General features: G+C 57.0%; 24 protein-coding genes and 1 tRNA gene. 12 read left to right on the plus strand and 13 right to left on the minus strand.

Annotation, left to right across the window (positions count from 1 at the left end; all coding sequences use genetic code 11):
- Positions 1 to 4 precede the first annotated feature (4 nt).
- Positions 5 to 583: a pseudouridine synthase gene (locus tag Q7T36_RS00600; RefSeq protein WP_304842901.1), complete on the plus strand. Its 579-nt coding sequence runs from the start codon at positions 5 to 7 to the stop codon at positions 581 to 583.
- Here the strand turns inward: Q7T36_RS00600 and Q7T36_RS00605 are convergent.
- Positions 562 to 2,316, minus strand: a complete 1,755-nt coding sequence (locus tag Q7T36_RS00605) for a GspE/PulE family protein (protein ID WP_304842903.1) — start codon at positions 2,314 to 2,316, stop codon at positions 562 to 564. The two genes, Q7T36_RS00600 and Q7T36_RS00605, sit on opposite strands and share 22 nt — an antisense overlap.
- Positions 2,317 to 2,696: 380 nt before the next feature.
- Between Q7T36_RS00605 and Q7T36_RS00610 the strand changes: the two genes are divergently transcribed.
- Together Q7T36_RS00610 and Q7T36_RS00615 are read left to right on the plus strand one after the other, a co-directional pair.
- Positions 2,697 to 4,673, plus strand: coding sequence for an SDR family oxidoreductase (locus Q7T36_RS00610; RefSeq protein WP_304842905.1), 1,977 nt, complete (start codon positions 2,697 to 2,699; stop codon positions 4,671 to 4,673).
- Positions 4,674 to 4,836: 163 nt separating this feature from the next.
- On the plus strand, positions 4,837 to 5,685 hold the full coding sequence (locus Q7T36_RS00615) for a PA4780 family RIO1-like protein kinase (protein ID WP_370690030.1): 849 nt from the start codon (positions 4,837 to 4,839) through the stop codon (positions 5,683 to 5,685).
- Positions 5,686 to 5,754: 69 nt separating this feature from the next.
- Here the strand turns inward: Q7T36_RS00615 and Q7T36_RS00620 are convergent, their stop codons facing one another.
- Together Q7T36_RS00620 and Q7T36_RS00625 are read right to left on the minus strand one after the other, a co-directional pair.
- On the minus strand, positions 5,755 to 6,132 hold the full coding sequence (locus Q7T36_RS00620; RefSeq protein ID WP_304842909.1) for a SirB2 family protein: 378 nt from the start codon (positions 6,130 to 6,132) through the stop codon (positions 5,755 to 5,757).
- Positions 6,133 to 6,135: 3 nt separating this feature from the next.
- Entirely contained in the window at positions 6,136 to 6,447 is a 312-nt protein-coding gene (locus Q7T36_RS00625) for a BolA family transcriptional regulator (RefSeq protein WP_304842911.1), read from the minus strand.
- 129 nt (positions 6,448 to 6,576) lie between these two features.
- Between Q7T36_RS00625 and Q7T36_RS00630 the strand changes: the two genes are divergently transcribed.
- Positions 6,577 to 7,698 carry a ferritin-like domain-containing protein gene (locus Q7T36_RS00630; RefSeq protein ID WP_304842913.1) on the plus strand — a complete coding sequence of 374 codons (1,122 nt, stop codon included), beginning with the start codon at positions 6,577 to 6,579 and terminating at the stop codon, positions 7,696 to 7,698.
- Positions 7,699 to 7,929: 231 nt separating this feature from the next.
- Here Q7T36_RS00630 and Q7T36_RS00635 read toward each other — a convergent pair whose 3' ends face one another.
- Positions 7,930 to 8,625: a hypothetical protein gene (locus Q7T36_RS00635; protein ID WP_304842916.1), complete on the minus strand. Its 696-nt coding sequence runs from the start codon at positions 8,623 to 8,625 to the stop codon at positions 7,930 to 7,932.
- A gap of 641 nt (positions 8,626 to 9,266) precedes the next feature.
- Between Q7T36_RS00635 and Q7T36_RS00640 the strand changes: the two genes are divergently transcribed.
- Complete coding sequence (locus Q7T36_RS00640) at positions 9,267 to 10,040, plus strand: ferredoxin--NADP reductase (protein WP_304842918.1); 774 nt, start codon at positions 9,267 to 9,269, stop codon at positions 10,038 to 10,040.
- 129 nt (positions 10,041 to 10,169) lie between these two features.
- Entirely contained in the window at positions 10,170 to 10,817 is a 648-nt protein-coding gene (locus Q7T36_RS00645) for a hypothetical protein (protein WP_304842922.1), read from the plus strand.
- Between the two features lie 30 nt (positions 10,818 to 10,847).
- Here Q7T36_RS00645 and Q7T36_RS00650 read toward each other — a convergent pair whose 3' ends face one another.
- The 8 genes from Q7T36_RS00650 to cysS form a co-directional block, all read right to left on the minus strand.
- Entirely contained in the window at positions 10,848 to 11,684 is an 837-nt protein-coding gene (locus tag Q7T36_RS00650; RefSeq protein ID WP_304842924.1) for a M48 family metallopeptidase, read from the minus strand.
- A 72-nt stretch (positions 11,685 to 11,756) separates the two neighbouring features.
- On the minus strand, positions 11,757 to 13,286 hold the full coding sequence (locus tag Q7T36_RS00655) for an FGGY-family carbohydrate kinase (protein ID WP_304842927.1): 1,530 nt from the start codon (positions 13,284 to 13,286) through the stop codon (positions 11,757 to 11,759).
- 95 nt (positions 13,287 to 13,381) lie between these two features.
- Positions 13,382 to 14,983: a glycerol-3-phosphate dehydrogenase/oxidase gene (locus tag Q7T36_RS00660; RefSeq protein WP_304842929.1), complete on the minus strand. Its 1,602-nt coding sequence runs from the start codon at positions 14,981 to 14,983 to the stop codon at positions 13,382 to 13,384.
- Between the two features lie 16 nt (positions 14,984 to 14,999).
- The gene (locus Q7T36_RS00665) at positions 15,000 to 16,595 is read right to left on the minus strand and encodes an FAD-binding oxidoreductase (RefSeq protein ID WP_304842932.1); all 1,596 of its coding nucleotides are present in this window, start codon (positions 16,593 to 16,595) and stop codon (positions 15,000 to 15,002) included.
- Between the two features lie 21 nt (positions 16,596 to 16,616).
- Entirely contained in the window at positions 16,617 to 17,663 is a 1,047-nt protein-coding gene (locus Q7T36_RS00670) for a DUF4062 domain-containing protein (protein ID WP_304842934.1), read from the minus strand.
- Between the two features lie 209 nt (positions 17,664 to 17,872).
- Entirely contained in the window at positions 17,873 to 18,706 is an 834-nt protein-coding gene (gene murI / locus Q7T36_RS00675) for a glutamate racemase (protein WP_304842936.1), read from the minus strand.
- A 109-nt stretch (positions 18,707 to 18,815) separates the two neighbouring features.
- Positions 18,816 to 18,891: transfer RNA gene (locus tag Q7T36_RS00680), tRNA-Gly, on the minus strand.
- Positions 18,892 to 19,002: 111 nt separating this feature from the next.
- Positions 19,003 to 20,409 (minus strand): cysteine--tRNA ligase, encoded by a 1,407-nt coding sequence (gene cysS / locus Q7T36_RS00685; protein WP_370690010.1) that lies wholly within the window; start codon positions 20,407 to 20,409, stop codon positions 19,003 to 19,005.
- A 99-nt stretch (positions 20,410 to 20,508) separates the two neighbouring features.
- Here cysS and Q7T36_RS00690 point away from each other — a divergent pair, with 99 nt between their 5' ends.
- From Q7T36_RS00690 to Q7T36_RS00715, 6 genes are read left to right on the plus strand one after another with little or no spacing between them, the layout of a single operon-like run.
- Positions 20,509 to 21,480 (plus strand): KpsF/GutQ family sugar-phosphate isomerase, encoded by a 972-nt coding sequence (locus Q7T36_RS00690; protein ID WP_304842940.1) that lies wholly within the window; start codon positions 20,509 to 20,511, stop codon positions 21,478 to 21,480.
- 2 nt (positions 21,481 to 21,482) lie between these two features.
- A complete protein-coding gene (gene kdsC, locus Q7T36_RS00695; protein WP_304842942.1) occupies positions 21,483 to 22,013 on the plus strand; it encodes a 3-deoxy-manno-octulosonate-8-phosphatase KdsC in 531 nt (176 codons plus the stop codon).
- Positions 22,014 to 22,015: 2 nt separating this feature from the next.
- Entirely contained in the window at positions 22,016 to 22,582 is a 567-nt protein-coding gene (lptC, locus tag Q7T36_RS00700; protein WP_304842944.1) for an LPS export ABC transporter periplasmic protein LptC, read from the plus strand.
- Positions 22,563 to 23,093, plus strand: coding sequence for a lipopolysaccharide transport periplasmic protein LptA (gene lptA / locus Q7T36_RS00705; RefSeq protein WP_304842946.1), 531 nt, complete (start codon positions 22,563 to 22,565; stop codon positions 23,091 to 23,093). Before lptC ends, lptA begins: the two co-directional genes overlap by 20 nt.
- On the plus strand, positions 23,090 to 23,812 hold the full coding sequence (lptB, locus tag Q7T36_RS00710) for an LPS export ABC transporter ATP-binding protein (RefSeq protein ID WP_304842948.1): 723 nt from the start codon (positions 23,090 to 23,092) through the stop codon (positions 23,810 to 23,812). Before lptA ends, lptB begins: the two co-directional genes overlap by 4 nt.
- 13 nt (positions 23,813 to 23,825) lie before the next feature.
- Positions 23,826 to 25,031, plus strand: a complete 1,206-nt coding sequence (locus Q7T36_RS00715) for a TCR/Tet family MFS transporter (RefSeq protein ID WP_304842950.1) — start codon at positions 23,826 to 23,828, stop codon at positions 25,029 to 25,031.
- Between the two features lie 182 nt (positions 25,032 to 25,213).
- Here the strand turns inward: Q7T36_RS00715 and Q7T36_RS00720 are convergent, their stop codons facing one another.
- A complete protein-coding gene (locus Q7T36_RS00720) occupies positions 25,214 to 25,654 on the minus strand; it encodes a hypothetical protein (protein ID WP_304842952.1) in 441 nt (146 codons plus the stop codon).
- Positions 25,655 to 25,656: the final 2 nt, after the last annotated feature.

The following is a 25,656-nucleotide window of genomic DNA, read 5'->3' on the forward strand; positions in this document are numbered from 1 at the left end:
GTCCATGTCTGAGCTGATTCTTTTTAACAAACCCTATGGCGTGCTGACCCAATTCCGGAAGACCGACGATCGGTCAACACTGGCTGATTTCTTCAATGATCCGGACATTCACCCCTGCGGGCGTCTCGACATGGATTCGGAAGGGTTGTTGCTGTTGACGGCTGATGGCGCGTTGAACGCCCGTATCACCCATCCCAAATTCAAGTTGCCGAAGACTTATTGGGCGCAAGTAGAAGGAGACATTACCGAGGAAGCGGTTTCCTCTTTGACACGGGGCGTGATGTTGAATGACGGCCCCACCCGTCCGGCGCGGGTTCGCAAGCTGGATGCGCCCGGGTTATGGCCGCGTACGCCGCCGGTGCGTTATCGAGCCGCCATTCCCACCAGTTGGGTGGAACTGGAAATCACGGAGGGCCGCAACCGTCAGGTGCGGCGGATGACGGCGGCGGCCGGGTTTCCAACCTTGCGGCTGGTAAGGGTCAGAATCGGGGATTGGGAGCTGGGAAAGCTGTTGCCGGGAGAATGTCGGGAAGTGGAAGCCGGCCTGCCCCGCAGCGGCCGTCAATCCAGCCTGACCCGGTAGGCTTCATGCAGGGAAATATACTTTTGCTGCGCCAGATGCAAGGCATGGGTCGCCAGCGTGGTCATGCCGTTATCGACAGCCAGTTGCTGGATTTCATGGGCGGCAATACCGCCCACCAGCGCTGTGCGAATGACATTGGTCATGACCAGTAGTTCATAGACAGCTCGGCGTCCATGGGTGCCGCGCTGGTCGCATTTGTCGCAGCCCGCTCCCTTATAGAAGAGCTCGTCCAGTGTCGCCCCCATTTCCAAGCGGATGCCTTCGCTCACCTCTTCCACCACCAGGCAATGCGGGCAATTGGAGCGCACTAGTCGTTGGGCCAGCACCCCGCTCAGCGTGCTGCTGATGAGATAGGACGGAATACCGATTTCCAGAAAACGGGTGATGGTGGCCGCCGCGCTGTTGGTATGCAGTGTGCTTAACACCAAATGGCCGGTCAGGGCGCTTTCCACGGAAATGCGGGCAGTTTCCTCATCCCGGATTTCACCGACCATGATCACGTCCGGGTCATGACGCAGAATGGCGCGCAAGGCCTTGGCAAAGGTGTAGCCGGTTTGCTGGTTGACCTGGATCTGCGCGATACCTTTCATATGGTATTCGACCGGGTCTTCAATGGTGATGATGTTGATGGTGTCGCTCTTGATTTGCGCCAGCACCGTGTACAGCGTGGTTGATTTGCCGGAGCCGGTGGGGCCGGTCACCAGGAACATGCCGCTGGTGCGGTCCAGCAGGCTCTTGATGCGTTCGGCATCCGTCCCTTCATAGCCCAGGTCCTCCAGGCGGTGCATGGCATATTGCGAATCGAGAAGGCGGATCACGACGTCTTCACCATTGACGTCCGGCACCACGGACAACCGTAAATCAATGTCCTTGCCCGAGAAGCTGACCCTGGCCCGCCCGTCTTGGGGAATGCGGCGTTCCGAGATATCCATGCCGCCCAGGATCTTGAGCCGCGAAACGATGGTGGCATGCAAGCGCTTGTTGAGGGTGAGCTGGTGCCGCAACTCGCCGTCAATGCGGAACAGTATATCGGCGCTGTCTTCCTCGGGGCGCAGATGGATGTCGGAGGCGCGTTTGATGATGGCGTCGGCAATCAGGTTCTGCACCAGTTGCACCAAAGGGCCCTGGGCGGTTTCGTTGAACCGGGCGGTGTCTTCGGCTTCCGGTGTCTGGCCGATATTGACAAAATCCAGGGCATTGGCAATTTCCCCTGTGTTGTAGTGGGCGGAAATGGCCAGCAGGATTTCATTCCGGGTGGCCACGGCCAGCTCAATGCCTTTATTGGTCATGAACTGCAGGCGTTCCAGCAACTCGTTGTCTGCCGGGTCGGTAACGGCCACCACCAGCATGCCTTCGTGCATCATCAGCGGCATGACCAGTTGTTGCCGCGCAAAGGCCACCGGAATCATTTTGAGGATTTCCGGCTGGATGTCGAATCCAACGGGGTCGACCAACGGCAACCCGAAACCCGCACTGAGGATCAGCGCCAAGTCCCTTTCATTGATGAAGTCGAGTCGATGCAGGGTTGCAGCCAGATGCCGGTCCGGGGCCTTGACCGATTCGGCCAGCGCGGCCTTGAGTTGTTGCGGGGTAATCTGGGTGGAAGTCTCGATGTATTCCTGCAGCGAGTGGGCGGGCATGGGGTGAGGCGTAAACAGGTAACGCCGCAACTCTTCGGAGTTGTAGATGAATCTGTCGACGGTTTGACCCTCTAGCCGGATGGCGTCGCTCATGCGCTCCTCATGTTGTTATGCCCGAACTATCCTGAGTTGTGAGTTGGATTATCGTTGGAATATGGGTGTTGTGCATAAAGCTAAGCCAATGATGCCACACAGGGATATAGCAATATAGTTGGGATGGCTTCAAACCTAAGGGTTGTCTTCCCCTCCTTACTTTGGCCAGTTGACAATCATCCTCAATTAGACTTGTTTGTTTAGTGCTATTGCTCTACACAAAATGTCAAGACTTCTGCTAAAAATAGTGCATTTTATGAGCGTTTTAGAATACTAGCACTATAGACCTCTCCCCTATAATGCCTCACACAACGTCGGGCGATGATGTTTGGGCATGTCAATCCGCCAGACTTTTTTCTAATAAAAGAGGGGTAACTCACATGAACTATTTCGTCACCGGCGGTACCGGCTTCATTGGACGCTTCCTGCTGGCTCGCCTGCTGCGTCGCGAAGGCGCTGTGGTCTATATGCTGGTCCGCAAGTCCTCCCAGCACAAATTCGAAGAACTGCTGGATGAGCTGGGCGCCACCGAACAACAACTGATTCCCGTCTTCGGCGATATTTCCCAGCCGGGCCTTATTTCCGCCGAAGACACTGCGAAACTGACCGGCAAGATCGATCACGTTTTCCACCTCGCCGCCGTCTATGACATGAACATGGACGACGCCACCGGTGAAGCCGTCAACAACCAGGGCACGGCCAATGTGGTTGATTTCGTCAACCGCCTGGGCGGCAAGGTGCGCCTGCACCATATGAGCTCCATTGCCGTTGCCGGCACCGAATGGGACGGCGTGTTCAAGGAAACCCATTTTGATGAAGGTCAGAACCTGACCCATCCGTATTACCGCAGCAAGTTCACCGCCGAAAAAATCGTACGCGACGAAAGCAAGGTGCCCTACCGCATCTATCGTCCGGGCGTGGTGGTGGGCGATTCACAAACGGGCGTCATGGACAAGATTGACGGCCCCTACTATTTCTTCAAGTTGATTCAGCGCATCCGCGACAATGTTCCGAAGTGGTTACCCCTGCTCGGCATTGACGGCGGCCAAATGCCCGTTTGCCCCGTTGATTACGTGGCGGATGCGGTGGATCACATTGCTCACAAGGAAGGACTGGACCGCAAAGTGTTCTGTCTTGTGCAAAACCCGGCTCCGACCGTTGGCGAGATGATGCAAATCCTCTTCGCCGCCGCCCACGGACCGGAGTTTGCCAAGAGCCTTCCCCTGGGCGATGTGAAAATCCCCGGCATGGCCCGCGAACTGCTGGGCAGGCTGGGCAGCAGCCATCTGGCAACGTCCATTTCCAAGTCCATCGGCATTCCCATATCGGCTATCGGCTTTGTCTTCAACAAGGCCATCTATGATGACAGCCACACCCGCAAGGCGCTGGCCGGCAGCGGCATCCAGTGCCCGTCGCTGGAAACCTATGCCGAGAAGCTGTTCGAATACTGGGAATGGTACCTGGATGACACCGCTTTTGCTTCCGGCAAGGCGCTGCGTGTGGTGCGCGGCAAGACGGTGTTGATCACCGGTGCTTCCAGCGGTATCGGCCTGACTGTGGCCAAGAAGCTGGGCAAGGCCGGTGCCCGCGTCTTGCTGGTGGCCCGTGGTGTGGAGAAGCTGGAGCAGACGGCGGAAATGATCCGCGCCGTGGGTGGCGAGGCTTATATTTACCCCTGCGACCTCACCAACCTGCAAGCCATTGACGCCATGGCCGCCCAGGTGCTGGCGGAACAGGGCCATGTGGATATCCTGATCAACAACGCCGGCCGTTCCATCCGCCGCGCCGTGATCGAGTCCTATGACCGTTTCCATGACTTCGAACGCACCATGCAGCTGAACTATTTCGGCACCATCCGCTTGATCATGGCGCTGCTGCCGTCGATGCAGGTTCGCAAGCGCGGCCAGATCATCAACATCTCGTCGATTGGCTGCCTGGCGAATGCGCCCCGCTTCTCCGCCTACGTGGCCAGCAAGGCGGCGCTGGATGCGTTTACCCGCTGCCTGTCGGCCGAGGTGAAGGCCTTCAACATCGAAACCACCGCTATCTACATGCCGCTGGTGCGCACACCGATGATTGCCCCGACCAAGATGTATGACTATGTGCCGACCTACACGCCGGACCAGGCCGCCAATCTGGTGATCAGGGCCATTGTCGAGAAGCCGAAGCGCATCAAGACCTCGCTGGGTCAAACTGCCGAGATTTCCTATGCACTGTGGCCGAAGCTGAATGACCGCATCCTCAGCCTTGGTTTCAAGCTGTTCCCGTCGTCGGCGGCAGCCAAGGGCCTGAACGAGAAAAAACCCAGTGCAGCGGCCATTGCGCTGGCCAATGTGCTGCCGGGTCAGCACTGGTAATCGATTTTTCCGAGTTGGAAGCGATTGGGGGCACTTCGGTGCCCCTTTTTTTATTTTTTCAACGTTCCGGTGCTTTGTGCTGGCCGGTACGCTATCGGCCAATGGTAAGATGACGCCATCTGAACTGACCGGCCACACCAACCGGAAACGACACGCCCCATCGATGAAAACACCGAAACGACTTGAACCCCTGCTGGAAGACGGCATCATTGACGAAGTGGTTTCCCAGCTGAAAAGCGGCAAGGAAGCCACCGTTTACCTGGTTCGCTGCGGCGAAACCTTGCGTTGCGCCAAAGTCTACAAGGATCTCCAGCATCGCAGCTTCCGGCAGGCCTCGGTCTATCGTGAAGGCCGCAAGGTGCGCAATACCCGTGACGCCCGCGCCATGGCCAAAGGTTCGCGCTTCGGCAAGCAGGAAAGTGAAGAAACCTGGCAGAATGCCGAAGTCAGCGCCCTGTATCGCTTGTCCGAAGCCGGGGTGCGCGTACCCGTTCCTTTTGGCTGCCATGACGGCGTGTTGCTGATGGAAATGGTCAACGACGGTGAAGGCCACCCAGCCCCCCGCCTCAGTGAAGTGGATTTCAGCCCTGAAGACGCCGTGGAGTGCCACCAGCAGCTGATTCGTGAAGTGGTGCGGATGCTCTGCGCCGGTCTGGTTCACGGCGATTTGTCGGAATACAACATCCTGATGGACCCGCAGGGCCCGGTCATCATTGACCTGCCTCAAGCGGTGGATGCCGCCGCCAACGCTCATGCGCGCACCATGCTGGAACGGGACGTGCGCAATCTGGCGGAATATTTCGGCCAATTTGCCCCGGAATTGCTGGATACCGCCTATGAACGGGAAATCTGGGCGCTGTATGAAGAGGGAATGCTGACGCCGGAGACGCACCTGACGGGTGTGGCTGAAGAAGATACGACGCTGGTGGATCTGATCAGTATCTTTCAGGCCATTGATGACGCCAAGAAAGAGGAAGAAGACCGGATACGGCGCTTGCAGGAAGATTCTTGAAAGTGCAGGTTGCGTGACTTGAGTTGTTAATGGAGCCATCCATGGCTCTTGAATCAAGCGATCCAACTTTCAGGAAAACACGCCCAACAGTTGCTTGGTCATCGCCACGCTGATGATGAACAGGAATACTGTCAGGGCGGCCAGCAAAAACCCGGCTTTCTGTCCCTGGGTTTTCGCCTTGCGGAATGCCATGACGCCCAGCCCGATGTAAACCACCAGCAGCGCCAGCTTGACATGGACAAACGGCGGGAAGAACCCGCCCGCCACCAGCATTCCAACGCCGGACAACAGCAGCAGCGTATCAATGATGTGCGGGCTGATACGCACCCATTTGGCTTGCAGGCGTTGCGGCGTTTGCAGCAACCACATCCCCCTCACCATGAAGAAGACACCGCTCAACGCCACGCAGGTCATGTGCAGGTGTTTCAGGGCAATATAACCGTCCATAACCTACACCTCCCGCTGATGCTGGCAAGCGGGACTGGCCGGGGCCGCGCCGGTTTCCTGCCATTCTGCCGGGGTATAGGTATGCAGCGCCAGAGCATGCAGTCCGGTTTTCAGTTCTTCCCCCAACACCGCATACACCGCCTGATGGCGTTGCACAGCGCGCTTGCCCGTGAATTCCGGCGACACCAGAACCACCTTGAAATGGGTCTCGCGGTTGGGAGGGCCGCTGTGCATGTGGGATTCGTTGATGATTTCGAGGTGTTCCAGGGTCAGGGCCGCCTGCAGGCGTTCCCGGATGGACTGTTGGCGCGACATGGGCGTCTCCGGAGAAAGTGACTCATCGTATCACAAAAGTTTTTGCGCTCCGAATGCCGCCGGAGTATAAGAAATGGACTAGAAGTTGGCACTATCGTACAACAACAAGATCAGGCAGAGGATACCGTCATGGCCATTACCGTTGTCAGTAAAACACCCGATGAAGTCCGTTACTTTCCGGAGGCCGGTGACCCCGCCGCGCAAATGACAGCACAGCACATGGAAGACTTGATCGAAATCTTCCAGACGCCGCTTTCCGGTGCGTACAACTGGGATTACAGCACGGCAGACGGACGCATCCGCAAGCTCTACAAATTGGGCAAGGAGTTGAACTGGAATGCCGATACCGACCTCGACTGGAGCCAGACCTATTCCAAGGACCTGCCGCCCAGCGACATGGCCTACAACCCTTTTCACGGTTATGAGCCCTTCGAATCGCTGACTCCGGAAAAGCAATTGGAGTTCGGCTGGCATTATCAGGCTTGGACCATTTCGCAATTTCTGCACGGGGAACAAGGCGCCCTGTTGGTTGCCTCGCAACTGGTGTCTTGCGCGCCCAGTTTTGACGCCAAGCTCTATGCATCCTCTCAAACCTTTGATGAAGCCCGGCATGTCGAAACCTTTAACCGCTATCTGCAGGACAAGATCGGGGTGATGTATCCGGTCAACCCGCACCTGAAGTTGCTGCTGGACAAGATTCTGGGGGATGCGCGCTGGGACCTGAAGTTCATTGGCATGCAAATCGTGATTGAAGGTTTGGCGCTGGCGGCTTTCAACACCATGCACATGACTTGCCTGGACCCGTTGCTGAAGGACATCATTTACCTGGTGACCCGCGATGAAGCCAGGCATGTGACTTTTGGCGTCAATTATCTGGAATACATTGTGCAGCACCTGACGCCGCAAGAAATTGAGGAGCGGGCTCAGTTCGCCTATGAGGCTTGTGTGGTGATGCGTGAGAGGTTGATCGCTACTGAGGTCTTTGCCGAGTTTGGTTGGGATGTGGATGCGGCGCGCAAGCACATGCTGGATGCGACTGTGATGCAGTATTTCAGCAAGTTCCTGTTTACCCGTATTGTGCCGAATCTGGCCCGTATCGGTTTGTTGACCGAGTCGGTGCGTCCCAAGTTTGAGGCGTTGGGGATTCTGGAATATGAGAATCTGGTGAGTGACGGTGATGTGGATTGGGCGGCGCTTTCGCAGCCGCTTTATCCTGCGGGTGAGGCTGGTTCGGGGGCCAAGGCGGCTTGATAATGTTGTTCGGGTGGAATGGCGCTCTCCTGATTTCTGGGTACAGGGATTGCCGGGGCGCGAAAACCCCCGCGCTTTGCGCCGCCCCCTTTCCCAGGGGGCTTCAGGTAACAGGGAAAAACTTCTTTAACATCGCCCCCTTGGAAAGGGGGCTGACGCGCAGCTGCGGGGGGGGTATCTAATAAATAACTGCTCGGATCAGCACTCATTCTGTTGCTTCAAACCATTATTTCATTGTTGGAGTTTCCGATAGTTCATTACCGGAACCGATAGCTTAGGAGCATTGTGCACGTCCATTTTCCCACTATTTACTTCATCAAAGGCCTTATCACACCACTTGATTTTAGACCATGTATCTGCGCTAACTACAGGTGCCAAGTCCTTGGCATTTCTTAGTTTAACGGCAGCCTCAAGTTTACGTCGCATTGAAGCATCGTAGACTTGGGACGAAATCTTTCGCTGCAGCGTTATTATCGCTGCATTACGATTTCTCCAGTTAACAGCAGCCGTATTGTATCTGTTAAATGAAGAAGGGAGCGCGTTCAGACAAAGGGACTCAGTCTGCTGAACCAAATCTTCCATAATAATGATACCATTCAATGCCCTTTCTAACTCGACATCGACAACTGGTTTGCTCGGTGTTTTGCTGATGGGGGCTGCTGCTTGGGTTTTTTTCGCATCAACGCGCAAAGAATCATGTACTTGAGATGAGCCTATCTGCGTGTGTTCTTTTTTAGCAGATTCTGTAGCTTTTGATGATTGATTTGACTCACCCATGACAGTGAAGTCTGCGCCGACTTCCGTCGGTGGGCTGTCAGAAAAAATTATTTTGCCATCCTTTCCAATAATCTTATAAACAGGCTGAGCCAGTGCTGAGCCTGTTGCACAAATTAATATCGAAATAGAAAGTAAATTATTGATTCTCATAAAAAATCCCATCGAATTTAACGACCTGTCTATGGTCTACCTACCCCCTCCACACACAAGCCAATGATCAATTCTTCACGGTTGAGTTTGGTCTGACCGTGACTGACTTATGTCTGTCTCGCGAAGGTGGGTATTACCGGTTTAATGGTGGTGCAAACCTCACGCCGCCACGCCAATTCTTTTCGGCTGGAGCGCAGCATGATGAACCTGCACCACCCAATTAATGCGGGCCTTCATTCTCCGCCATGTTCAAGCTGGCATTTGCAGCAAGTGCAATGATCCAAAATGATTGATTACTATCCGGTTTTACCACCTGATAGTCAATCCCTGGCACTCATCCAGTCCGGCCGGACTTTGAGCTTTTTCATCGCTACGAGATGGTCGCGTTCGCCTTATGATTGTCCAAGGAGGAAGTCTCGTACGACTGCATCTATCGAAGTGGTACAAGACCCCTCCACCAGCCTTGCCTGTAACTCATAAAACGGGGGGAGACCCTGAGCGTCTCAGTTTAATATCAATCAGAATTCCTGATGATTACAATAAATATATATCTCTTTTCTTGTGGTGATCCAGACTTTATCATCCGCAGCGAAATCCGGGAGCCTCGTACCCGGCATCCTTGACCTTGCGGAGTAAAATTCATGTCTGCTTTCAATGAAGAAACCGTACTGAGCGTGCATCACTGGAATGACACCCTGTTCAGTTTCACCACCACCCGCAACCCGACCCTGCGCTTCAAGACCGGCCAGTTCGTCATGATCGGCCTGCTGGTGGAAGGCAAGCCGCTGATGCGCGCCTACAGCGTGGTCAGCGCCCACTACGAGGATCATCTGGAGTTCTACAGCATCAAGGTGCAGAACGGCCCCCTCACCTCGCGCCTGCAACACCTGCAGGTTGGCGACAAGCTGCTGGTGTCGCGCAAGCCCACCGGCTCGCTGATCATGGACAACCTGCGTCCGGGCAAGAACCTGTACCTGCTGTCCACCGGCACCGGCCTGGCCCCGTTCATGAGCGTGGTGCGTGACCCCGAATTCTATGACGCTTTCGAAAAGATCATCCTCACCCACGGCGTGCGCTGGAAAAGTGAACTGGGCTATTTCGAACACATTACTGAAGACCTGCCGGAACATGAGCACTTTGGCGATCTGGTCAAGGAACAACTGATCTATTACCCGACCGTGACCCGCGAAGATTTCGAAAAGCAGGGCCGACTCACCGACCTGATTGAAAACGGCAAGTTCTTTGAAGATATCGGCCTGCCCGAGTTCGATCCGGAGTTTGACCGCATCATGATCTGCGGCAGCCCGGCCATGCTGAAAGATCTGGTCGAGATTCTGGAAAAGCGCGGTTTTGTGGAAGGCACCAGTCACTCACCCGGTGACTATGTCATTGAACGTGCGTTTGTCGAGAAGTAAGCCTGCAAGGCGTTCCCCCGGTTTCCGGGTGGAACGCCCTCCCCGTTAACATTCCCTTTACATTCCGGTTGTAACAGTCTTCACTCAAAGCGGTCAAAACAAGAACCACCATCGCTGGAGACACCGCTCATGGATAACCGCCCCGCCTGCCTGCATTGCCAGACCAATCGTCGTCGCCTCATAGGCGGAGGACTCGTTTTGGGTCTGGGCCTGTTGTTGCCAACGGTGAGTGAAGCCGCCGGCCATTTCCGTCAGTTTACTGGCGATATTCTCGTTGATGGCCGTAAGGCCACGGCCCAAACCCGTATCCGGCCCAATTCCCGTATCGAAACCCGCTCCGGCGGCAGCGCCAGTTTTGTGATGGGCAATAATGCCTTTCTGTTGAAACCCGAATCCTCGGTGCATCTGGCCCGCGCGCAAGTGCGTTCTGGAGCCATTTCCGGCTTCCGTTTGCTGAGTGGGGCCATTCTCGGGGTTTTCGGGCCGGGTCCCAAAAAGCTGGTCACCACGACCGCCACCATCGGCATTCGCGGCACCGGCGTCTATTTTGAGTCCCGCCCGGAATCGAGTTATATCTGCCTGTGCTACGGAGCGATCGACCTGAATGCCAACATCGCGCCCCAAGCCTTGCAACCGGTGAGCGCCACGCACCATGAAGCCCGTAACATTGCAGCGGCGGGAGATATTCAACCGGCAGGCATGCTCAATCACACCGATGAGGAGTTGATCATGCTGGAAGATATGGTGGGAAGAAAGCCGCCATTCCTGACGGCTTGATTGGACATTGGCGTTCTGCCAACCCCCGTTTTAACTGCGGGGGATGATGGCCGGCGCTTTGGGGGGATTGCGGCGGGCGGCTTCATAGAGCGGCAGCACGGTCGCCATTTGTCCTTGCAGTTCGTCAATGCGCTGGGCGCTGGACGGGTGAGTGCTGAGAAATGCCGGTGGTGCGCTCTTGTTGGCGGCATTCATCTTTTGCCACAGTGAGACCGAGGCCCGGGGGTCAAATCCGGCGCGCGCCATCAGCTCCACGCCCATGACATCGGACTCTGACTCCTGGCCGCGACTGTGCGGCAAGGTGAGTCCGAGGGTAGTGGCGGTTTGCAGCAGCGCCGCCTTTTTCGAATCCATATTGGTCAAGACTGCCAGCAAGGTCATGCCCGCTTGCTGGGCATAAGCCTGGGAAATGCGTTCACGCCCATGCTCGCGCAAGGCATGGGCAATTTCATGGCCCATGATGGCGGCGATTTCATCATCATTCAGTTTCAGGCGTTCAATAATGCCGGTAAAGAACATGATCTTGCCGCCGGGTGCGCAATAGGCATTCAGCTCGTTACGCGTTTCCAGATTGACTTCCCAGCCCCAGCGCACGGCATCCGGCCGGAACACCGCCACTTGCGGCACCAGTCGGTCGGCAATGCGGCGAATTCGCTCCAGGGTGGCCTTGTCGGTGTTCAGGGTGCTCTTCTTCCGGGCAGCATCCAGTTCACCCTTGTAGGATTGCAAGGCCATGGCATCGACTTGCGAGCTGGGCAACAGCAACAACTGTTTGCGGGTAATGCCGGTGGCGCCCTGCTGGGTGCTGCTGGTACAGGCGGTCAGGACAACCAGGGTTGGAACTACCAGCCATTTACGCCAGTTCATGGCAGATAACCTCATGTGTGAGCAATAGTGACAGTGTAGCGCATGTCACCCGGCTAACCGTGTTGTGAATGGTTAACCGTGGCGGTATAGCTCGGCCAAACTGCGCACCCAGGGTCGATAGACCTGATGGAACAGCCGGTCATGTACGGCGGCGCGATCGGCGCGCGGGTAGAAAATGCGCACGATGCGGCTCATGGCCTGAACGGCGGTCGGGAAATCCGGATATACACCGGTACCCACCGCCGCACAAATCGCGGCTCCCAATCCAGACGTTTCATGGGTATGGGGGCGGTGAATGGCCATGCCAAACACATCGGCGGCGGTTTGCATTACCGCATCGGATTGCGCCCCGCCACCGGCGGCAAACAGCATGGTGATGGGTTGCCGGGTATAGCGGGTGACATGCAACTGGCCGTCACGCAGGGCATACAGCAGCCCTTCCACCAGCGCCCGATACCAGTCAGCCTTGCTGTGCTGGGTGCTCAGACCCAGCAACGCGCCACGGGACAGGCTTTCACCACTGGACTGCACGCTGAGTCCCGGTTGCCACATCAGGCCTTTGGCCCCGGCCGGGGTTTGCATCAGCCACTGATCCAATACCGCCAGCCAGTCGCCGCCCCAGTCTTCAGCAGCCGAAATTTCCGGCCCGGCAATCTGGTCGCGGAAATAGCGCACCAAGGCAAAACCTTGCGGAATCTGGCTTTCCAGGCAGTATTCGCCCGGCACGGCCGCCGGATAGGGCGGCATGGGCGGATTGATGGAAATATACTTGCGGGTAATGGTATTGAAGGTGGCCGTGGTGCCGAAGCTGAGCGCGCCCTGCCAGGGTGAAATGCACCCTGCCCCCAGCACTTCACAGGCCTTGTCTGCACCGGCTGCAATTACCGGCAGGTTGACCGGCAAACCGGTTTCCCGGGCGGCTGCCTCACTGATATTTCCCAGCAAGCCACCGGCGGGCACCAGATCCGGCAGTTTGTCGCGGGGAACGCCCAGCGCCTGCCAGTGCCAACTCCAGGCGGCATGCCATTGGTGCTTCTTATAGTCGAAAGGAATGTAGCCGACCTGTGAGGGAACCGCATCGCGATAGAGGCCGGTCAGCCTGAAACTGAGATAACCGGACAGCAGCAGGAATTTGCGGGTCTTGCGCCAGGTTTCGGGGTCATGCACTGTCAACCAGTTGGCCTGGGCGCGACGGCGCAATTTATGGATGGTTTCCTGATGGCCGCTGATTTGGTGCAGTTTTTCCCAATAGCGCGGCAGCGGCGGCATTTCGGCCGCCTGACGTTCATCCAGCCAGAGAAAGGCCGGACGCAAGGGTTTGCCCTGATCATCCACCACGACCACGGTGCCGCGCTGGGTGGTCAGGGTCGCAGCTTTCAGGGTGGCGGGATCAATGCCTTGCTGCCAAAGATTGCGGCAGGTCTGGGTGACGCAGTCCCAATAATAGTCGGCATCCTGCTCGGCCTGGCCCTGTTCCGGAGAACGATAGGGAGGATCGAAAATGATCTGGCTGCGTGCCAGCATTTCGCCATTGGCGTCAAAGACAAAGGAACGCAGGCTCTGGGTGCCACAGTCAATGCTGAGAAATCGGGCAGGATTCATGGTTCGCCAACCGCTGGTCATGGCCCGGACCGGGCGTGTTTCTAGTTATGAAAACCCCGCCGGTAATGGGCGGGGTTGACTGTATCTTTTTACGATCAGGCTGCGGCGGCAACACGGACCGGTGCGGGAACACTGTAGTAACGCTGCCAGATATCCCGGTAACGCACCACTTCAGCCTCCCAGCAAGCTTCTGTCCAGTCCTCATCCAGCGCCATGGCGCGGATGGTCGGCAGGCATTCTTCCGCTCCGTGCGGCATCAGCAAGCCCAAGCGAGTGCGGCGCAGCAGCAGGTCGTCCAGATGCGCAACCTGTTCGTGGCGCAGGGCCCAGCGCAACTCCGCCCACAGCGTCTGTGTGCCGGGAATTAGCTTGAGTTCGTCAGAGGGCATTTCCTGGACAAATCGCTCTGCCAGATAGCCGAATTTGCCGGTAAACCGGCGGTACAGATCGTCAGTGCAATCCGGCAAGGCGACGGAGTTGGTCGGCTGCGTGAAAATACCGGCCTTGCGGTCACGGGTCTTCAAGCCGGGCAGCCAGATTTCGGCGGCGGTCAGCACATCCTGGGCAATTTGCCGGAATGTGGTCAGCTTGCCGCCGGAGACGCTGATCATGCCCTTCTCGGCCCACACGGCATGATCGCGGCGTTCCTTGGACGGGTCCAGCCCCTTGCCGCTGCTGACAATGGGCCGCACACCGGCCCACGTGGCAATGATGTCAGCGTCGGTCAGATGCGCATTGGGGTACTCATGGTTGGCCGCCCGCAGCAGATACCGGACTTCCTCGGCCGTAATCACCGCTTCGTCATCCAGATCATCCTTGTGATCCAGGTCGGTGGTGCCGATTACCGTGCGCCCTTCCCAGCTGTAGATGAACATGGCGCGCTTGTCATCCGGATGGAACAGGATGACGGCGTCGTTCAATGGTATGCGCTCCGAGGAAACCACCAGATGACTGCCGCGTTGCGGACGCACGGATACGGTTTCTGAGGCTACATCCTGACGCATGCGGTTGACCCAGGCGCCCGTAGCGTTAACAACGACTTTGGCGCGCAAATCGGCAGTTTCACCGGTCATTACATTACGCACTTGCAGGCCGGAGACCTGATCGCCGTTCAGCAGGGTTTTTTCGGACTTGACGTAGTTGATGGTGACCGCGCCGTCACGACGGGCTTCATCCAGTACACGCAGCACCAGACGCGTGTCGTCGGTCACGGCGTCGGTATAGCGGGATGCTCCTTGCAAACCAGCGCTGCGATAACCGGGCACCCGCTCCAGGAACTTCTTGGTGTTAAAGAATCCCCGATCATGAATGCCGGCGAGGAAATCATAAGCCATCAGCAGGATGTAAAACGCCCAGCGGTTGGACTTGATGCCGCCGCCATCATAGTGGGCGAAGAAATAACTCATGCGGTCCACCAGACCGGGGGCCTCGTTGAGCAGGCGCTCACGCTCCACCAACGAGTGCCAGGTCAGACGGATGTCGCCCATGGCGATGTAGCGCAAGCCGCCGTGTACCATTTTGGAGGAACGGCTGGAAGTGCCGAAGGCGTAGTCCTGCTGCTCAATCAGCAACACCTTGCTGCCGGTGCGGGCGGCTTCCCGCGCCACACCGGCACCGGTAATGCCGCCGCCGACCACGATAATGTCCCACTCCGTCTCCGGCAGCTGCTGCCAGAGCGTATTGCGATGATCAGTCATGTGTTTTGCCGCACTCTCAGTCAATCAACAGTTTGCCGGGGTTCAGACGCTGGTCGGCGTCAAAATGGCTGGCCAGGGCGCGCAATACGGCCATGCCCTGCTCGCCCTTTTCCGCCGGCAAATATTTGGCATGGTCACGGCCCACGCCATGCTGGTGACTGATGGTGCCGCCATGACGGACAACCTCGTTGGAGGCAGCCGCTTTCAGCTTGGTCCAGCGCGCCAGGGTCTCGTCATAGTCGCGGCCGACACGGAACACATAAGTGGTGTAGATGCTGGAGCCTTGTGCATACAGGTGCGACAGGTGGCTGAAGGCCAGAACCGGCTCCTTGTCGGCGGACAAGCCATCGCGCAGCGCCTGTTCCACATCGCGGGTATAGGACGTGACTTTCGGCCAGTCTACCGCTGTTTCCAGTGTGTCGACGGCATAACCCAGCTTCCACAGCGCTTCCCGGAGGTAAGGCGCCTTGAAGCGGTTTTGCTGCCAGCGGGTGCCCAGCGTTTTACCGGTGGGAACCGCTTCGTATTGCTTGAGGATCTTGTTCAGTTCCAGCAAGGCATAACGGACTTTGCCATGCGAACCCGTGAAGCCAACAGTCAGCATGCACTTGCCTTCACCGGCACCGCGCCAGCTGAGCATTTTTTCGAGCCCGGCAATGGCTACCTTGTGCCCGGCCAGAATCAGTTGGGTGCGGGTTTCTTCCGAGTTGCTGACGCGCAGCATCGACAAGGGCAGTTTCTGCTGGGCGATTTCACGGACGGCGGCTTCGGCGCTGGCGAAATCGGGCAGGAAGTAAACCCGGAATTCTTCGCGTTCCGGCAGGCGGCTGACGCGGACCGTGGCTTCGGTAATGACCCCGAAACGGCCTTCCGAACCCATCACGATTTCGCGGATGTCCGGACCGGCGCTGGATGCGGGCATGGTCGGCATCACCAGGCTGCCGCTCAGTGTTTCCATGCGGCCGCCGGCAAACAGTTGCTCTATGCGACCATATTGCAGGGATTGCTGGCCGCTGGAGCGGCTGGCAACCCATCCGCCCAGTGTCGACAACTCAAAGGATTGCGGAAAATGTCCCAGCGTGTAGCCATGCGGCTTCAACAGGGCTTCCAGTTGCGGTCCGGTAGCCCCGGCGCCGATGGTGGCCAACTGGGAACTGCGGTCCAGATGAATCAGGTGGTTCAGGCGCGCCAGCGACAGGGTCAGCACCGGCCGGTTGTCTGGCAGCGGATTGATGTGACCCACCACCGAGGTGCCGCCGCCATAGGGAATAACGGTCCAGTCGTGCTGCTTGGCCAGGGCCAGCAATTCGGCGACCTGGGCGCTGCCGGTGGGAAACGCCACACCATCCGGAAATACTTCAAACCGGCCGGAACGCATGGCCAGCCAGTCGGGCAAGCTTTGCCCACGGGCATGGCGGACGCGGGTCTCGGCGCCGGTATCAATCAGGGGGTGTTCGGGTAACCGGCTGGGCGGAACCATGGCAAGAACCTCGTCCAGCGAGGCGTCTTTCAACGGGGTTCCGGGCCCCAGCAGTTCTTCTAGGAAAACGCGGGCATTGGCGTGAATGGCCATGGAAACACGGCTATCACCCCAGCTGTTCCATTGGCGCATATCAGCCTCATGGTAAAGGGGTTAACTGGCGGGTCGGCTGGTGACCCGGCGGACATTGATGACATTGGCCATGTAACGTTCACCGGGCGCGGTCAGTTGCATCCACAAACGCTGGTCTCCCGGTCGGGCAACCTTTTGCAGCAGGCCCAGACTGAGGAATTGCATCTTGATGGTATTGAAGCACAGCGAGGTCACCTGGATATCCACCACGGCATGCGTCTTGGGATATTCGCGCTGAACATCCTGCAAGGCGCAACCCTGCAGGCGTTCATTGATTTTGGCCAGGATGATGTCTTCAGGCTGGGGCTGCAACAGGTGAGGACCGAAACTCACCAGCAACTCGTTCCATGATAGGCGGCTCTTGGAATAGATATCTTGACAATTGCCGCCAGCGTAGGCGCGGCACTTGTACTGTACTTCGAACACATCTTCGCCTTTGGCCAAACCTTCACTGCTGAGGGCGCTGCTGCGCAGCCATTTTTCCCGCTCTTGCTCAAGCTCTTGAACCCGCTGGCGCAACTGCTCGGTTTCTTTCTGAATTTCAAAGAGTTTATCGGGATTGCCCTTGCCGACCCGGATCCAGCCGGCGGCGGGATGACGGCGTATCAATTCGGGGGTGAATTGCTGCAACAGCATTTCCAGGTCACGGGCATTGCGCCAGTAGAGGATGGAGTCCCGTTCTCGCTGCAACAGCTTGCGGAAGTCCCCGAATTTAAGGCGGCCTTCCACGGTCTTTTCCTGCACTTCCGGCGGGCGGGTATCCGGACTCTCATGCATCAGGATCAGCATGGGTTTCTGCTTGGTGGCGGCGTACACGTATTCCATGTGGATATAGCTGACGCCGGAAGGCATCAGTGAGCCGTAACGGCTTCCCAGCAGCAGCAGGTAATAGTCGCTTTCATCAATCTGACGTCGAATGGCCACCATGGCGCCCAGACTCTGGTTGTGCTGTTCGAGCGTGGTGGGCAGGCATCCCAGTGCAGGCAGGGTTTGCGTGACAACGGCACGCTCCTCCCGCAGGTCGGAATAGGTGGCACTGATGAAGACTTGGTAGCGCTTGTCGGTCACTGTCAGTCGATCCTGAATTATTTATCGGCCGGCCAGATAGGGATCAATGGCCGAGCATCTCTCGTAGTTTTCACCAGACGATACCACTTGAACCCGGTGTTGACCAGTCCGACTGCTGTCCGGCAATTGCTACAACGATAAGGAAGTAAATGAAAAACAAACATAATTTGTATGAACGGTGCGAATTTCCGCACAGTTTTCCCGGAAAATCAACTCACCGAGATGCAATAAGCCGATACTTCTTCGCCAAAAAACACGCTGGCGGGCCGGTTGAACAATTCGGGATTTTCAGTGGTCAGGAAAGTCCGGCTGCCCGAGCGGGTTAAACGCGCATCCATTTCCGGGTGACGGCCCAGGTATTCCCGCATGCTATCCGCCACAATGCGGCCCTGGCATAGCAGGCTGATGTGCGCAGGCAGGTACTGGCGGATTTTGGGCGTCAGTAGCGGATAATGCGTGCAGCCCAGAATGACGGTATCAATATCCGGGGACTGCTCCAGCAAGGCCTTGACATGCCGTTCGACAAAATAGTCGGCTCCCGGACTGTCCTGCTCGCCGTTTTCAACCAGCGGCACCCACATGGGGCAGGCTTGCTGGAAAACGCGGACATGGGGATACAGTTTCGCCAGTTCCAGGACGTAGGACTCTGACTTCACGGTGCCCGGTGTCGCCAGTACCCCGACATGACCGGTTTTGGTCAGTTCTCCGATGGCCTCCACACTGGGGCGAATGACCCCCAGCACCCGTTTTTGCGCCCCCAGCAGCGGCAAGTCATGCTGCTGGATGGTGCGCAAGGCCTTGGCCGAGGCGGTATTGCAGGCCAGGATGACCAGCTCGCAACCCTGATCAAAGAGATATTCCACACTTTCGAGGGTAAAACGGTACACGGTATCGAAGGACCGCGTTCCGTAGGGTGAACGGGCATTGTCGCCAAGATACAGGTAGTCGTATTCCGGCAAGGTCTTCACCAGTTCACGCAAAACGGTCAGGCCGCCGAAGCCGGAGTCAAAGACACCGATCGGACTGGAATAAGGAGTAGGCATAATTGTTTCAGCAGCTTGGGATGCGGCTGATGATAGCCCAGTCGCGGGCGGCGTGGTAAAGCCGGGACGAAAAAAAACCGACCCTCGTGGAGGACCGGTTTAGAAAGCTTGGAGCGGGAAACGAGACTCGAACTCGCGACCCCGACCTTGGCAAGGTCGTGCTCTACCAACTGAGCTATTCCCGCTTCGCGTCAATGACTTGTCAGTGACTTGGTGGTGCGTATTTTAAGAATCCGGCGGGAAGTGTCAATACCGGTTTGTATCGGATGCCGGTATTTTAGCCATAAACCCTGAAATCAGTTTCGACGCCAGGTGGTCCCCTGCCGCGAGTCCTCCAGAACAATGCCGGTTTCCAGCAGATAGGCGCGAATGCGGTCGGCTTCGGCATAATCACGTTCAGCCTTGGCGGTGTTACGGGCCTGGATCAGGGTTTCAATGTCTTCCGGCAGCAAGCCATGTTCTGACTCGCCCTGCAGGAACTTTTGGGCGTCATCCTGCAACAGGCCCAGAACGGCCCCGAGCTCGCGCAGGCGGCCTGCCAGACCAGCAGCGATTTCCGCACCCCCGGATTTTTCAGCCCGATTGATGTCCCGCGCCAATTCGAAGAGCACGGCCAAAGCTTCCGGGGTGTTGAAGTCATCGTCCATGGCCTGACGGAAGCGTTCGGCGTACTCTTCACCCCCATTGGCGGGAATAACCGGCAAACCCTTGATAGTATGGTAAAAACGCTCAAGTGAACTGCGCGCCTGGTTCAGCGCGTCATCCGAAAAATTCAAGGGGCTGCGATAGTGGCTGGAGACGATGAAGTAGCGCAGCACCTCGGGCGGGAACAGTTTGAGGACGTCACGAATGGTAAAGAAGTTGCCCAGGGACTTGGACATTTTCTCTTCGTTGACCTGCACAAAGCCGACATGCATCCAGGTATTGACGTATTTTTCACCGGTGGCGCCTTCGGACTGGGCAATTTCGTTCTCATGGTGCGGGAACTGCAAATCACCGCCGCCGCCGTGAATGTCAAAATGATTGCCCAGGCAGCAGGTGGACATGGCCGAGCATTCAATATGCCAGCCCGGACGGCCGTTGCCCCAAGGGGAAGGCCAGAACGGTTCACCGGGCTTGGCGGCTTTCCACAACACGAAGTCCAGCGGCGAGCGCTTGGCCTCCTCGACCTCCACCCGCGCCCCTGATTGCAGTTCGTCGAGGTTGCGGCGCGCCAGACGGCCATAGGACGGGAACTTGGCGACTTCAAAATAGACATCACCATTGGGTGCGGGATAGGCAAGATGGTTATCCACCAGACGCTCCACCATGCTGACAATACCGGGTACGTGTTCGGTGGCTTTGGGTTCCATGTCCGGCTTGGCAACTCCCAGTGCAGCCGCGTCTTCATCCATGGCGGCGATGAAACGGCCGGTCAGGGCTTCTATGCTTTCGCCATTTTCTTGGGCGCGTTTGATGATCTTGTCGTCAATATCGGTAATGTTTCTTACATAATCAACATGATAGCCTACACTTCTCAAGTAACGTGTAATGACGTCAAAAGACACCAGCACACGGGCGTGGCCGATATGGCAATAGTCATAGACCGTCATGCCGCAGACATACATGCGGATATGGCCTTCATGAATCGGCTTGAACTCTTCTTTTTGTCGGCTTTCTGTGTTGTAAATCACTAACATGCTGTTACTTCCGAAAGTTGCCATGACACGGTTGCGTGGATTATAGAGGAGAGCCGTGCCGTGGTACTACCATCCACGCAGAGGCTGGGCGATAATTGCCGGCTTGTTAGCAGGAAAATGACTATGTCCGACTTCAATTTTGTCGCAGTCGGTTTGCGGGTGGTCGCTGTGGAAATGGCCGCCCTCGAAAACCTGAAACCCCAGATCAACGAACAATTCCGCCAGGCCTGCGAGCTGATGCTGGCCTGCAAGGGCCGCATCGTCGTAACCGGCATGGGCAAGTCCGGACATATCGGCAGCAAGATGGCGGCCACCCTCGCCTCCACCGGCACCCCGTCCTTCTTTGTGCACCCGGGTGAAGCCAGTCATGGCGACCTGGGCATGATTACCGGTCAGGATGTGGTGATCGCCATTTCCAATTCCGGCGAAACCGCTGAAGTGCTGACCATTGTGCCGCTGATCAAACGTATGCATGCCAAACTGATCAGCATGACCGCCAATGAAGCTTCCAGCCTGGCGCAACTGGCGGATGTACATCTGGAAATCGGGCGCAGTGAAGAGGCCTGTTCGCTGGGATTGGCCCCGACCTCCAGCACCACAGCCACGCTGGTTTTGGGCGATGCGCTGGCGGTGGCCCTGTTGGAGGCCCGTGGCTTTACCGCTGAGGACTTTGCCTTGTCGCACCCCGGCGGCTCCCTGGGACGCAAGCTGCTGCTGAAGGTTTCTGACCTGATGCACAAAGGCGACGGCGTACCGGTGGTGGCGGAAGACACGCTGATTCGTGACGCCCTGCTGGAAATGACGCGCAAGGGCTTGGGCATGACCGCCGTGGTGGATGCCGACGGCCGACTCACCGGAATTTATACGGACGGTGACTTGCGGCGCTGCCTGGACCGGGATTTTGATATCCGCAGCATGCATATCAGGGATGTGATGAATGCCCGGCCGAAAACGATTTCCCCCAACTTGCTGGCGGTGGAAGCCGTGGCGATGATGGAAGAAAAGAAGATCAATGGTGTGATCGTGGTGGGAGCGGACGGCAAGCCGGTCGGCGCCCTCAACATGCACGACCTGCTGAAAGCCGGAGTGGTGTAATCATGTTGTCTGTACGAATTACCGAGAAAGCCCGCCAGATCCGTTTGCTGGCGCTTGATGTGGATGGGGTGCTGACGGACGGCCGCCTGTATTTCACCGAAGACGGTCAGGAAATCAAGACCTTCGACTCGCAGGACGGCCACGGCATCAAGCTGCTGCAGAAAACCGGGATCGTTTGCGCCATTATTACCGGCCGCACCAGCCAGCTGGTGGAGCGTCGCGCCCGCAACCTGGGCATTACCCTGCTGTTGCAAGGCAGGGAAGACAAACTGGTGGCGCTGAAGGAACTGTCGGTGCAGTTGGGTATTCCGCTGGAAGAAATGGCCTATGTTGGTGATGACTGGCCCGACCTGCCCGCCATTCGCGCCGCCGGTTTGGGTGTGGCCGTGGCCAATGCCCACCGCGAAGTGCGTCGCTATGCCGATTTTGTGTCATTGGCCACCGGCGGCCGGGGCGCCGTGCGGGAGGTTTGTGACCTCATTCTGGAAGCCCAGGGGCGTTATGAAGAGGCGCTTGCGCCTTATCTGGAGTAGGCATGGATATCCGCAACGTGGTGAGCCTCTCCGGCGGCTTGTTGCTGCTTGGGGCCGCCGGTTATTTCTGGGGAGGGTTCGGCAAGATGTCGCTGCGACCCACGGTGCCGGTCGTGACCGGCCTGCCGGATTATGAAGTAACCGGTATTACCGGGTTGCGTACCGATGCGCGCGGTCAGGTCAGCGAAAAACTGACGGCGCAGTCCCTTAAACACTTTCCGGACAACGATCAGGGCGAGGTGCAGGCCCCGGTATTAAGCATGTATCAGGACGGCCGGGCCCGCTGGGAATTGACAGCGGATCGCGCCTTGACCCGGCTGGATAACCAGGAACTGGAGTTGCGTGGTAAGGTGCATGGCCGCAGTCTGGCCGGTAATATTCCGATTAGCCTTGAAACCGAATTTCTGGTCGCCAACCGTACCAGCCAGGTGATGAGCAGCACCGCACCAATAGTCGTGCGCAACGGTGTCAACATGCTCAGCAGTCAGGGATTCCGTGCCGATATTCAATCGGGAGTGCTCGTGCTTCCGGCCCAAGTCAGGGGAAATTATGTTCTTCCGTCCCGCTAGTGCGGCGCTGTTGCTGTGGGTTTCGGGTCAGGTTCTGGCCTTGCCCGGCGATCGTGACCAGCCGATCAGTGTTTCCGCCGATCAGGCCACCTTCAATGAAAAAACTGGAACGGTTTTTTACACCGGCCATATCCTCATTCAACAAGGCACGCTGAAAATTACGGCCGATGAACTGGTGGTGACGACCGATGCCACCAAGGGTACGGTAATCAGCGCCGTGGCCAAAGGCAACCCGGCGTCTTTCGAGCAACAGCCGCGCCCGGATCACGGCCCGGCCATTGCCGAAGCTGCCCAGGTCACCTATCAAGCTGTGGATGGCATCATCACCCTGGACGGCAACGCCCGCCTGCGTCAGGAAGGCGCCAGCTTTCAGGGCGCGCGCATCAGTTACAGCATGGATCGGGGTGAAATTGAAGCCAAGGGCGACAAGCAGAACCGGGTGCAACTGGTTTTCCCGCCTCCGGCCAAGGCCAGCCGCCTGAACAAGCGTTTGGGTGAGGAGAAGCCATGAGGTTGCGCGCTGAAAACCTCGCCAAAAGTTACAAAGGCCGCACAGTGGTCAAGGATGTCAGCCTGTCGGTGGAACAGTCGCAGATTGTGGGCTTGCTGGGACCGAACGGAGCCGGTAAAACTACCAGTTTCTACATGATTGTGGGCTTGGTGCCCATGGACGCCGGACGCATAACGCTGGGTGATGAAGACCTGTCGCTGCTGTCCATGCACGGCCGCGCCCGCAAGGGCATCGGTTATTTGCCGCAAGAAGCGTCCATCTTCCGCAAGCTGACCGTGGAAGACAACATCATGGCCATTTTGCAGACGCGCAAGGAACTGACTAAACCTCAGCGTCAGGAAAAAATGGAAGAGTTGTTGAACGAGTTTCACATCACCCATATTCGTAAAAGCCTGGGCATGAGTCTTTCCGGGGGTGAACGCCGCCGCGCCGAGATTGCCCGCGCCCTCGCCGCCGAACCTGCCTTCATCCTGCTGGATGAACCCTTTGCCGGGGTGGACCCGATTTCGGTGGCGGATATCAAAAGCATCATTACCCACCTGAAACAGCGCGGCATTGGTGTGCTGATTACCGATCACAACGTGCGTGAAACGCTGGATATCTGCGAGCGCGCCTACATCGTCAACAGTGGTGTGATGATTGCCGAAGGCACGCCGCAGGAAGTGCTGGAAAACGAAACCGTGCGCAGGGTCTATCTCGGCGACAAATTCACTCTTTGACAGGAAAGCCCCCATGCGCAGCCGCCAGGCCAGCCTGTCCTTTATCCTGATTACGGTGTTTCTGGATGTGCTGGGCATTGGCCTGATGTTGCCGGTGCTGCCCTCCCTGGTGGGTTCGCTCACCACCTCCCATGACAATCAGGCGATGTGGTTTGGTGCGCTGACCGTCACCTACGGCATCATGCAGTTCCTGTGTTCGCCCTTGCTGGGGGCCTTGAGCGACCGTTACGGGCGGCGGCCGGTGTTGTTGCTGTCGATGGCCGGGCTGGGCTTCAGTTATATCGTCACCTCCCTCACCCATTCGCTGGTGCTGTTGCTGCTGTCACGCGTGGTCAGCGGCGGCACCGGCGCCAGTTTTTCGGTTGCGAATGCCTATGTGGCGGATGTCACCCCGGCGGAGCATCGCGGCAAGGCCTTTGGCGCACTGGGTGCGGCGTTTGGCGTCGGTTTCATTTTCGGGCCGATGGTGGGCGGTTTGCTGGGGGCCATCGACTTGCGCTTGCCGTTCATGGTGGCGGCATGTCTCTCCTTTTTGAATGTGTTGTATGGCTGGCTGGTGTTGCCGGAATCACTGCCGCCTGAGCGCCGGGCTCCCCTCACCCTGAAACGCGTTAATCCGTTCAGTGCGCTGGGACATCTGGGCGAGTTGAAGGGCGTGTCGGCGCTGGTGCTGGTGTTTGTATTTTCAGGTTTCGCCCAGTTCATTTTGCAAAATACCTGGGTGCTGTATACCGAGTTCCGGTTTGGCTGGACGCCCTGGCAAAACGGTGTGGCGTTGTTTGTGGTGGGCATGACCTCGGCCGTGGTGCAAGGCGTGCTGATGGGGCGGTTGCTGAAGCGCTTTGGTGAAGTGAAGATCATCATGTTCGGCTTGTGTTCGTCGATGACGGCCTATGTGCTTTACGGGCTGATTACAGATGGTCTCTGGCTGTATCCGGTGATTGTGGCCAACTTCCTGTCCTTTGCGGTGACTCCGGCGTTGCAGACGTTGATTTCCCGAGCCGCTGCCGCGAATGAGCAAGGTGTGGTGCAAGGCTCGCTGAATGCCATCAACAGCATTATGCTGGTGATTGCGCCGTTAGTGGGCGCCAGTATTTTGGCTGCGGTGGGGCATTTGCATCCGGGTGATTGGCGGATGGGGTCTACTTTCTTTTTGAGTGCTTGCCTGCAGTTGGTGGCGTTGGTGGTGACGGTGAGGCATTTTCGGAAGTTGGGATGAGCCGATGGTGATAAGGAAGCAGAGGCAGTTTGGATTTATATCGTTGCCCAGGCAGCCAAAGCGTTTGTTTTTGCCGTTGGATACGGTTTCAGGGCTGGTTGCTGCCGGGTCGCAACTCATGTATAGCGATGATATAGTTTCTGACCCCGTTTCCTGATGCCACGATGCCACTTTTATTATGGTCAATATAATTCAAATATGTTTTCAAAAACAGCGGATTGTAATTGCCTGCATTCATTAATAAGGTCTTCTCTATTTGGTAGTTGAAGTCTCGTTTTAGCCCTATATTCAAGTTTTTTTGTCTTATAATTCAGAGCCAAGGCTTCAATACAATTAGTTTTAAATGGTAATTGTTGACCGGTACTTTTCGAGAACTCGAGCAGAGCTTCTAAGTTATGTCCTACCCCCTTAAGCTCACCAATGCTTCTCCCTTTTTTATACAAATAAGCTTTTAGCATCAATTCAGCAGCGTGCCCAAGAAGGTAATATATGACCATTGAATAATTTGTTTTTGTTGGGAATGTGTTTGAAAGGGTTATTGCAGCTTCTAAAAATTCCGATGACAAAGAATAGAGCGTACCATCATCTTCTAATCCATCACCATCCACAGAGAAAATATCCATCA

This window comes from Fluviicoccus sp. (assembly GCF_030646115.1).
GTDB lineage: Bacteria > Pseudomonadota > Gammaproteobacteria > Pseudomonadales > Moraxellaceae > Fluviicoccus.

Excerpts from the sequence above, each read along its gene's own strand:
- Q7T36_RS00615 (WP_370690030.1), top strand. The coding sequence starts at position 4,837 with ATGAAAACACCGAAACGACTTGAACCCCTGCTGGAAGACGGCATCATT.
- lptA (WP_304842946.1), top strand. The coding sequence starts at position 22,563 with ATGTTCTTCCGTCCCGCTAGTGCGGCGCTGTTGCTGTGGGTTTCGGGT.
- Q7T36_RS00665 (WP_304842932.1), bottom strand. The coding sequence starts at position 16,595 with ATGCGCCAATGGAACAGCTGGGGTGATAGCCGTGTTTCCATGGCCATT.
- murI (WP_304842936.1), bottom strand. The coding sequence starts at position 18,706 with ATGCCTACTCCTTATTCCAGTCCGATCGGTGTCTTTGACTCCGGCTTC.
- Q7T36_RS00600 (WP_304842901.1), top strand. The coding sequence starts at position 5 with ATGTCTGAGCTGATTCTTTTTAACAAACCCTATGGCGTGCTGACCCAA.
- Q7T36_RS00650 (WP_304842924.1), bottom strand. The coding sequence starts at position 11,684 with ATGAACTGGCGTAAATGGCTGGTAGTTCCAACCCTGGTTGTCCTGACC.
- Q7T36_RS00610 (WP_304842905.1), top strand. The coding sequence starts at position 2,697 with ATGAACTATTTCGTCACCGGCGGTACCGGCTTCATTGGACGCTTCCTG.
- Q7T36_RS00690 (WP_304842940.1), top strand. The coding sequence starts at position 20,509 with ATGTCCGACTTCAATTTTGTCGCAGTCGGTTTGCGGGTGGTCGCTGTG.
- Q7T36_RS00660 (WP_304842929.1), bottom strand. The coding sequence starts at position 14,983 with ATGACTGATCATCGCAATACGCTCTGGCAGCAGCTGCCGGAGACGGAG.
- Q7T36_RS00655 (WP_304842927.1), bottom strand. The coding sequence starts at position 13,286 with ATGAATCCTGCCCGATTTCTCAGCATTGACTGTGGCACCCAGAGCCTG.
- cysS (WP_370690010.1), bottom strand. The coding sequence starts at position 20,409 with ATGGCAACTTTCGGAAGTAACAGCATGTTAGTGATTTACAACACAGAA.
- Q7T36_RS00640 (WP_304842918.1), top strand. The coding sequence starts at position 9,267 with ATGTCTGCTTTCAATGAAGAAACCGTACTGAGCGTGCATCACTGGAAT.
- Q7T36_RS00635 (WP_304842916.1), bottom strand. The coding sequence starts at position 8,625 with ATGAGAATCAATAATTTACTTTCTATTTCGATATTAATTTGTGCAACA.
- Q7T36_RS00720 (WP_304842952.1), bottom strand. The coding sequence starts at position 25,654 with ATGGATATTTTCTCTGTGGATGGTGATGGATTAGAAGATGATGGTACG.
- lptB (WP_304842948.1), top strand. The coding sequence starts at position 23,090 with ATGAGGTTGCGCGCTGAAAACCTCGCCAAAAGTTACAAAGGCCGCACA.
- Q7T36_RS00625 (WP_304842911.1), bottom strand. The coding sequence starts at position 6,447 with ATGTCGCGCCAACAGTCCATCCGGGAACGCCTGCAGGCGGCCCTGACC.
- kdsC (WP_304842942.1), top strand. The coding sequence starts at position 21,483 with ATGTTGTCTGTACGAATTACCGAGAAAGCCCGCCAGATCCGTTTGCTG.
- Q7T36_RS00715 (WP_304842950.1), top strand. The coding sequence starts at position 23,826 with ATGCGCAGCCGCCAGGCCAGCCTGTCCTTTATCCTGATTACGGTGTTT.
- Q7T36_RS00645 (WP_304842922.1), top strand. The coding sequence starts at position 10,170 with ATGGATAACCGCCCCGCCTGCCTGCATTGCCAGACCAATCGTCGTCGC.
- Q7T36_RS00620 (WP_304842909.1), bottom strand. The coding sequence starts at position 6,132 with ATGGACGGTTATATTGCCCTGAAACACCTGCACATGACCTGCGTGGCG.
- lptC (WP_304842944.1), top strand. The coding sequence starts at position 22,016 with ATGGATATCCGCAACGTGGTGAGCCTCTCCGGCGGCTTGTTGCTGCTT.
- Q7T36_RS00630 (WP_304842913.1), top strand. The coding sequence starts at position 6,577 with ATGGCCATTACCGTTGTCAGTAAAACACCCGATGAAGTCCGTTACTTT.
- Q7T36_RS00605 (WP_304842903.1), bottom strand. The coding sequence starts at position 2,316 with ATGAGCGACGCCATCCGGCTAGAGGGTCAAACCGTCGACAGATTCATC.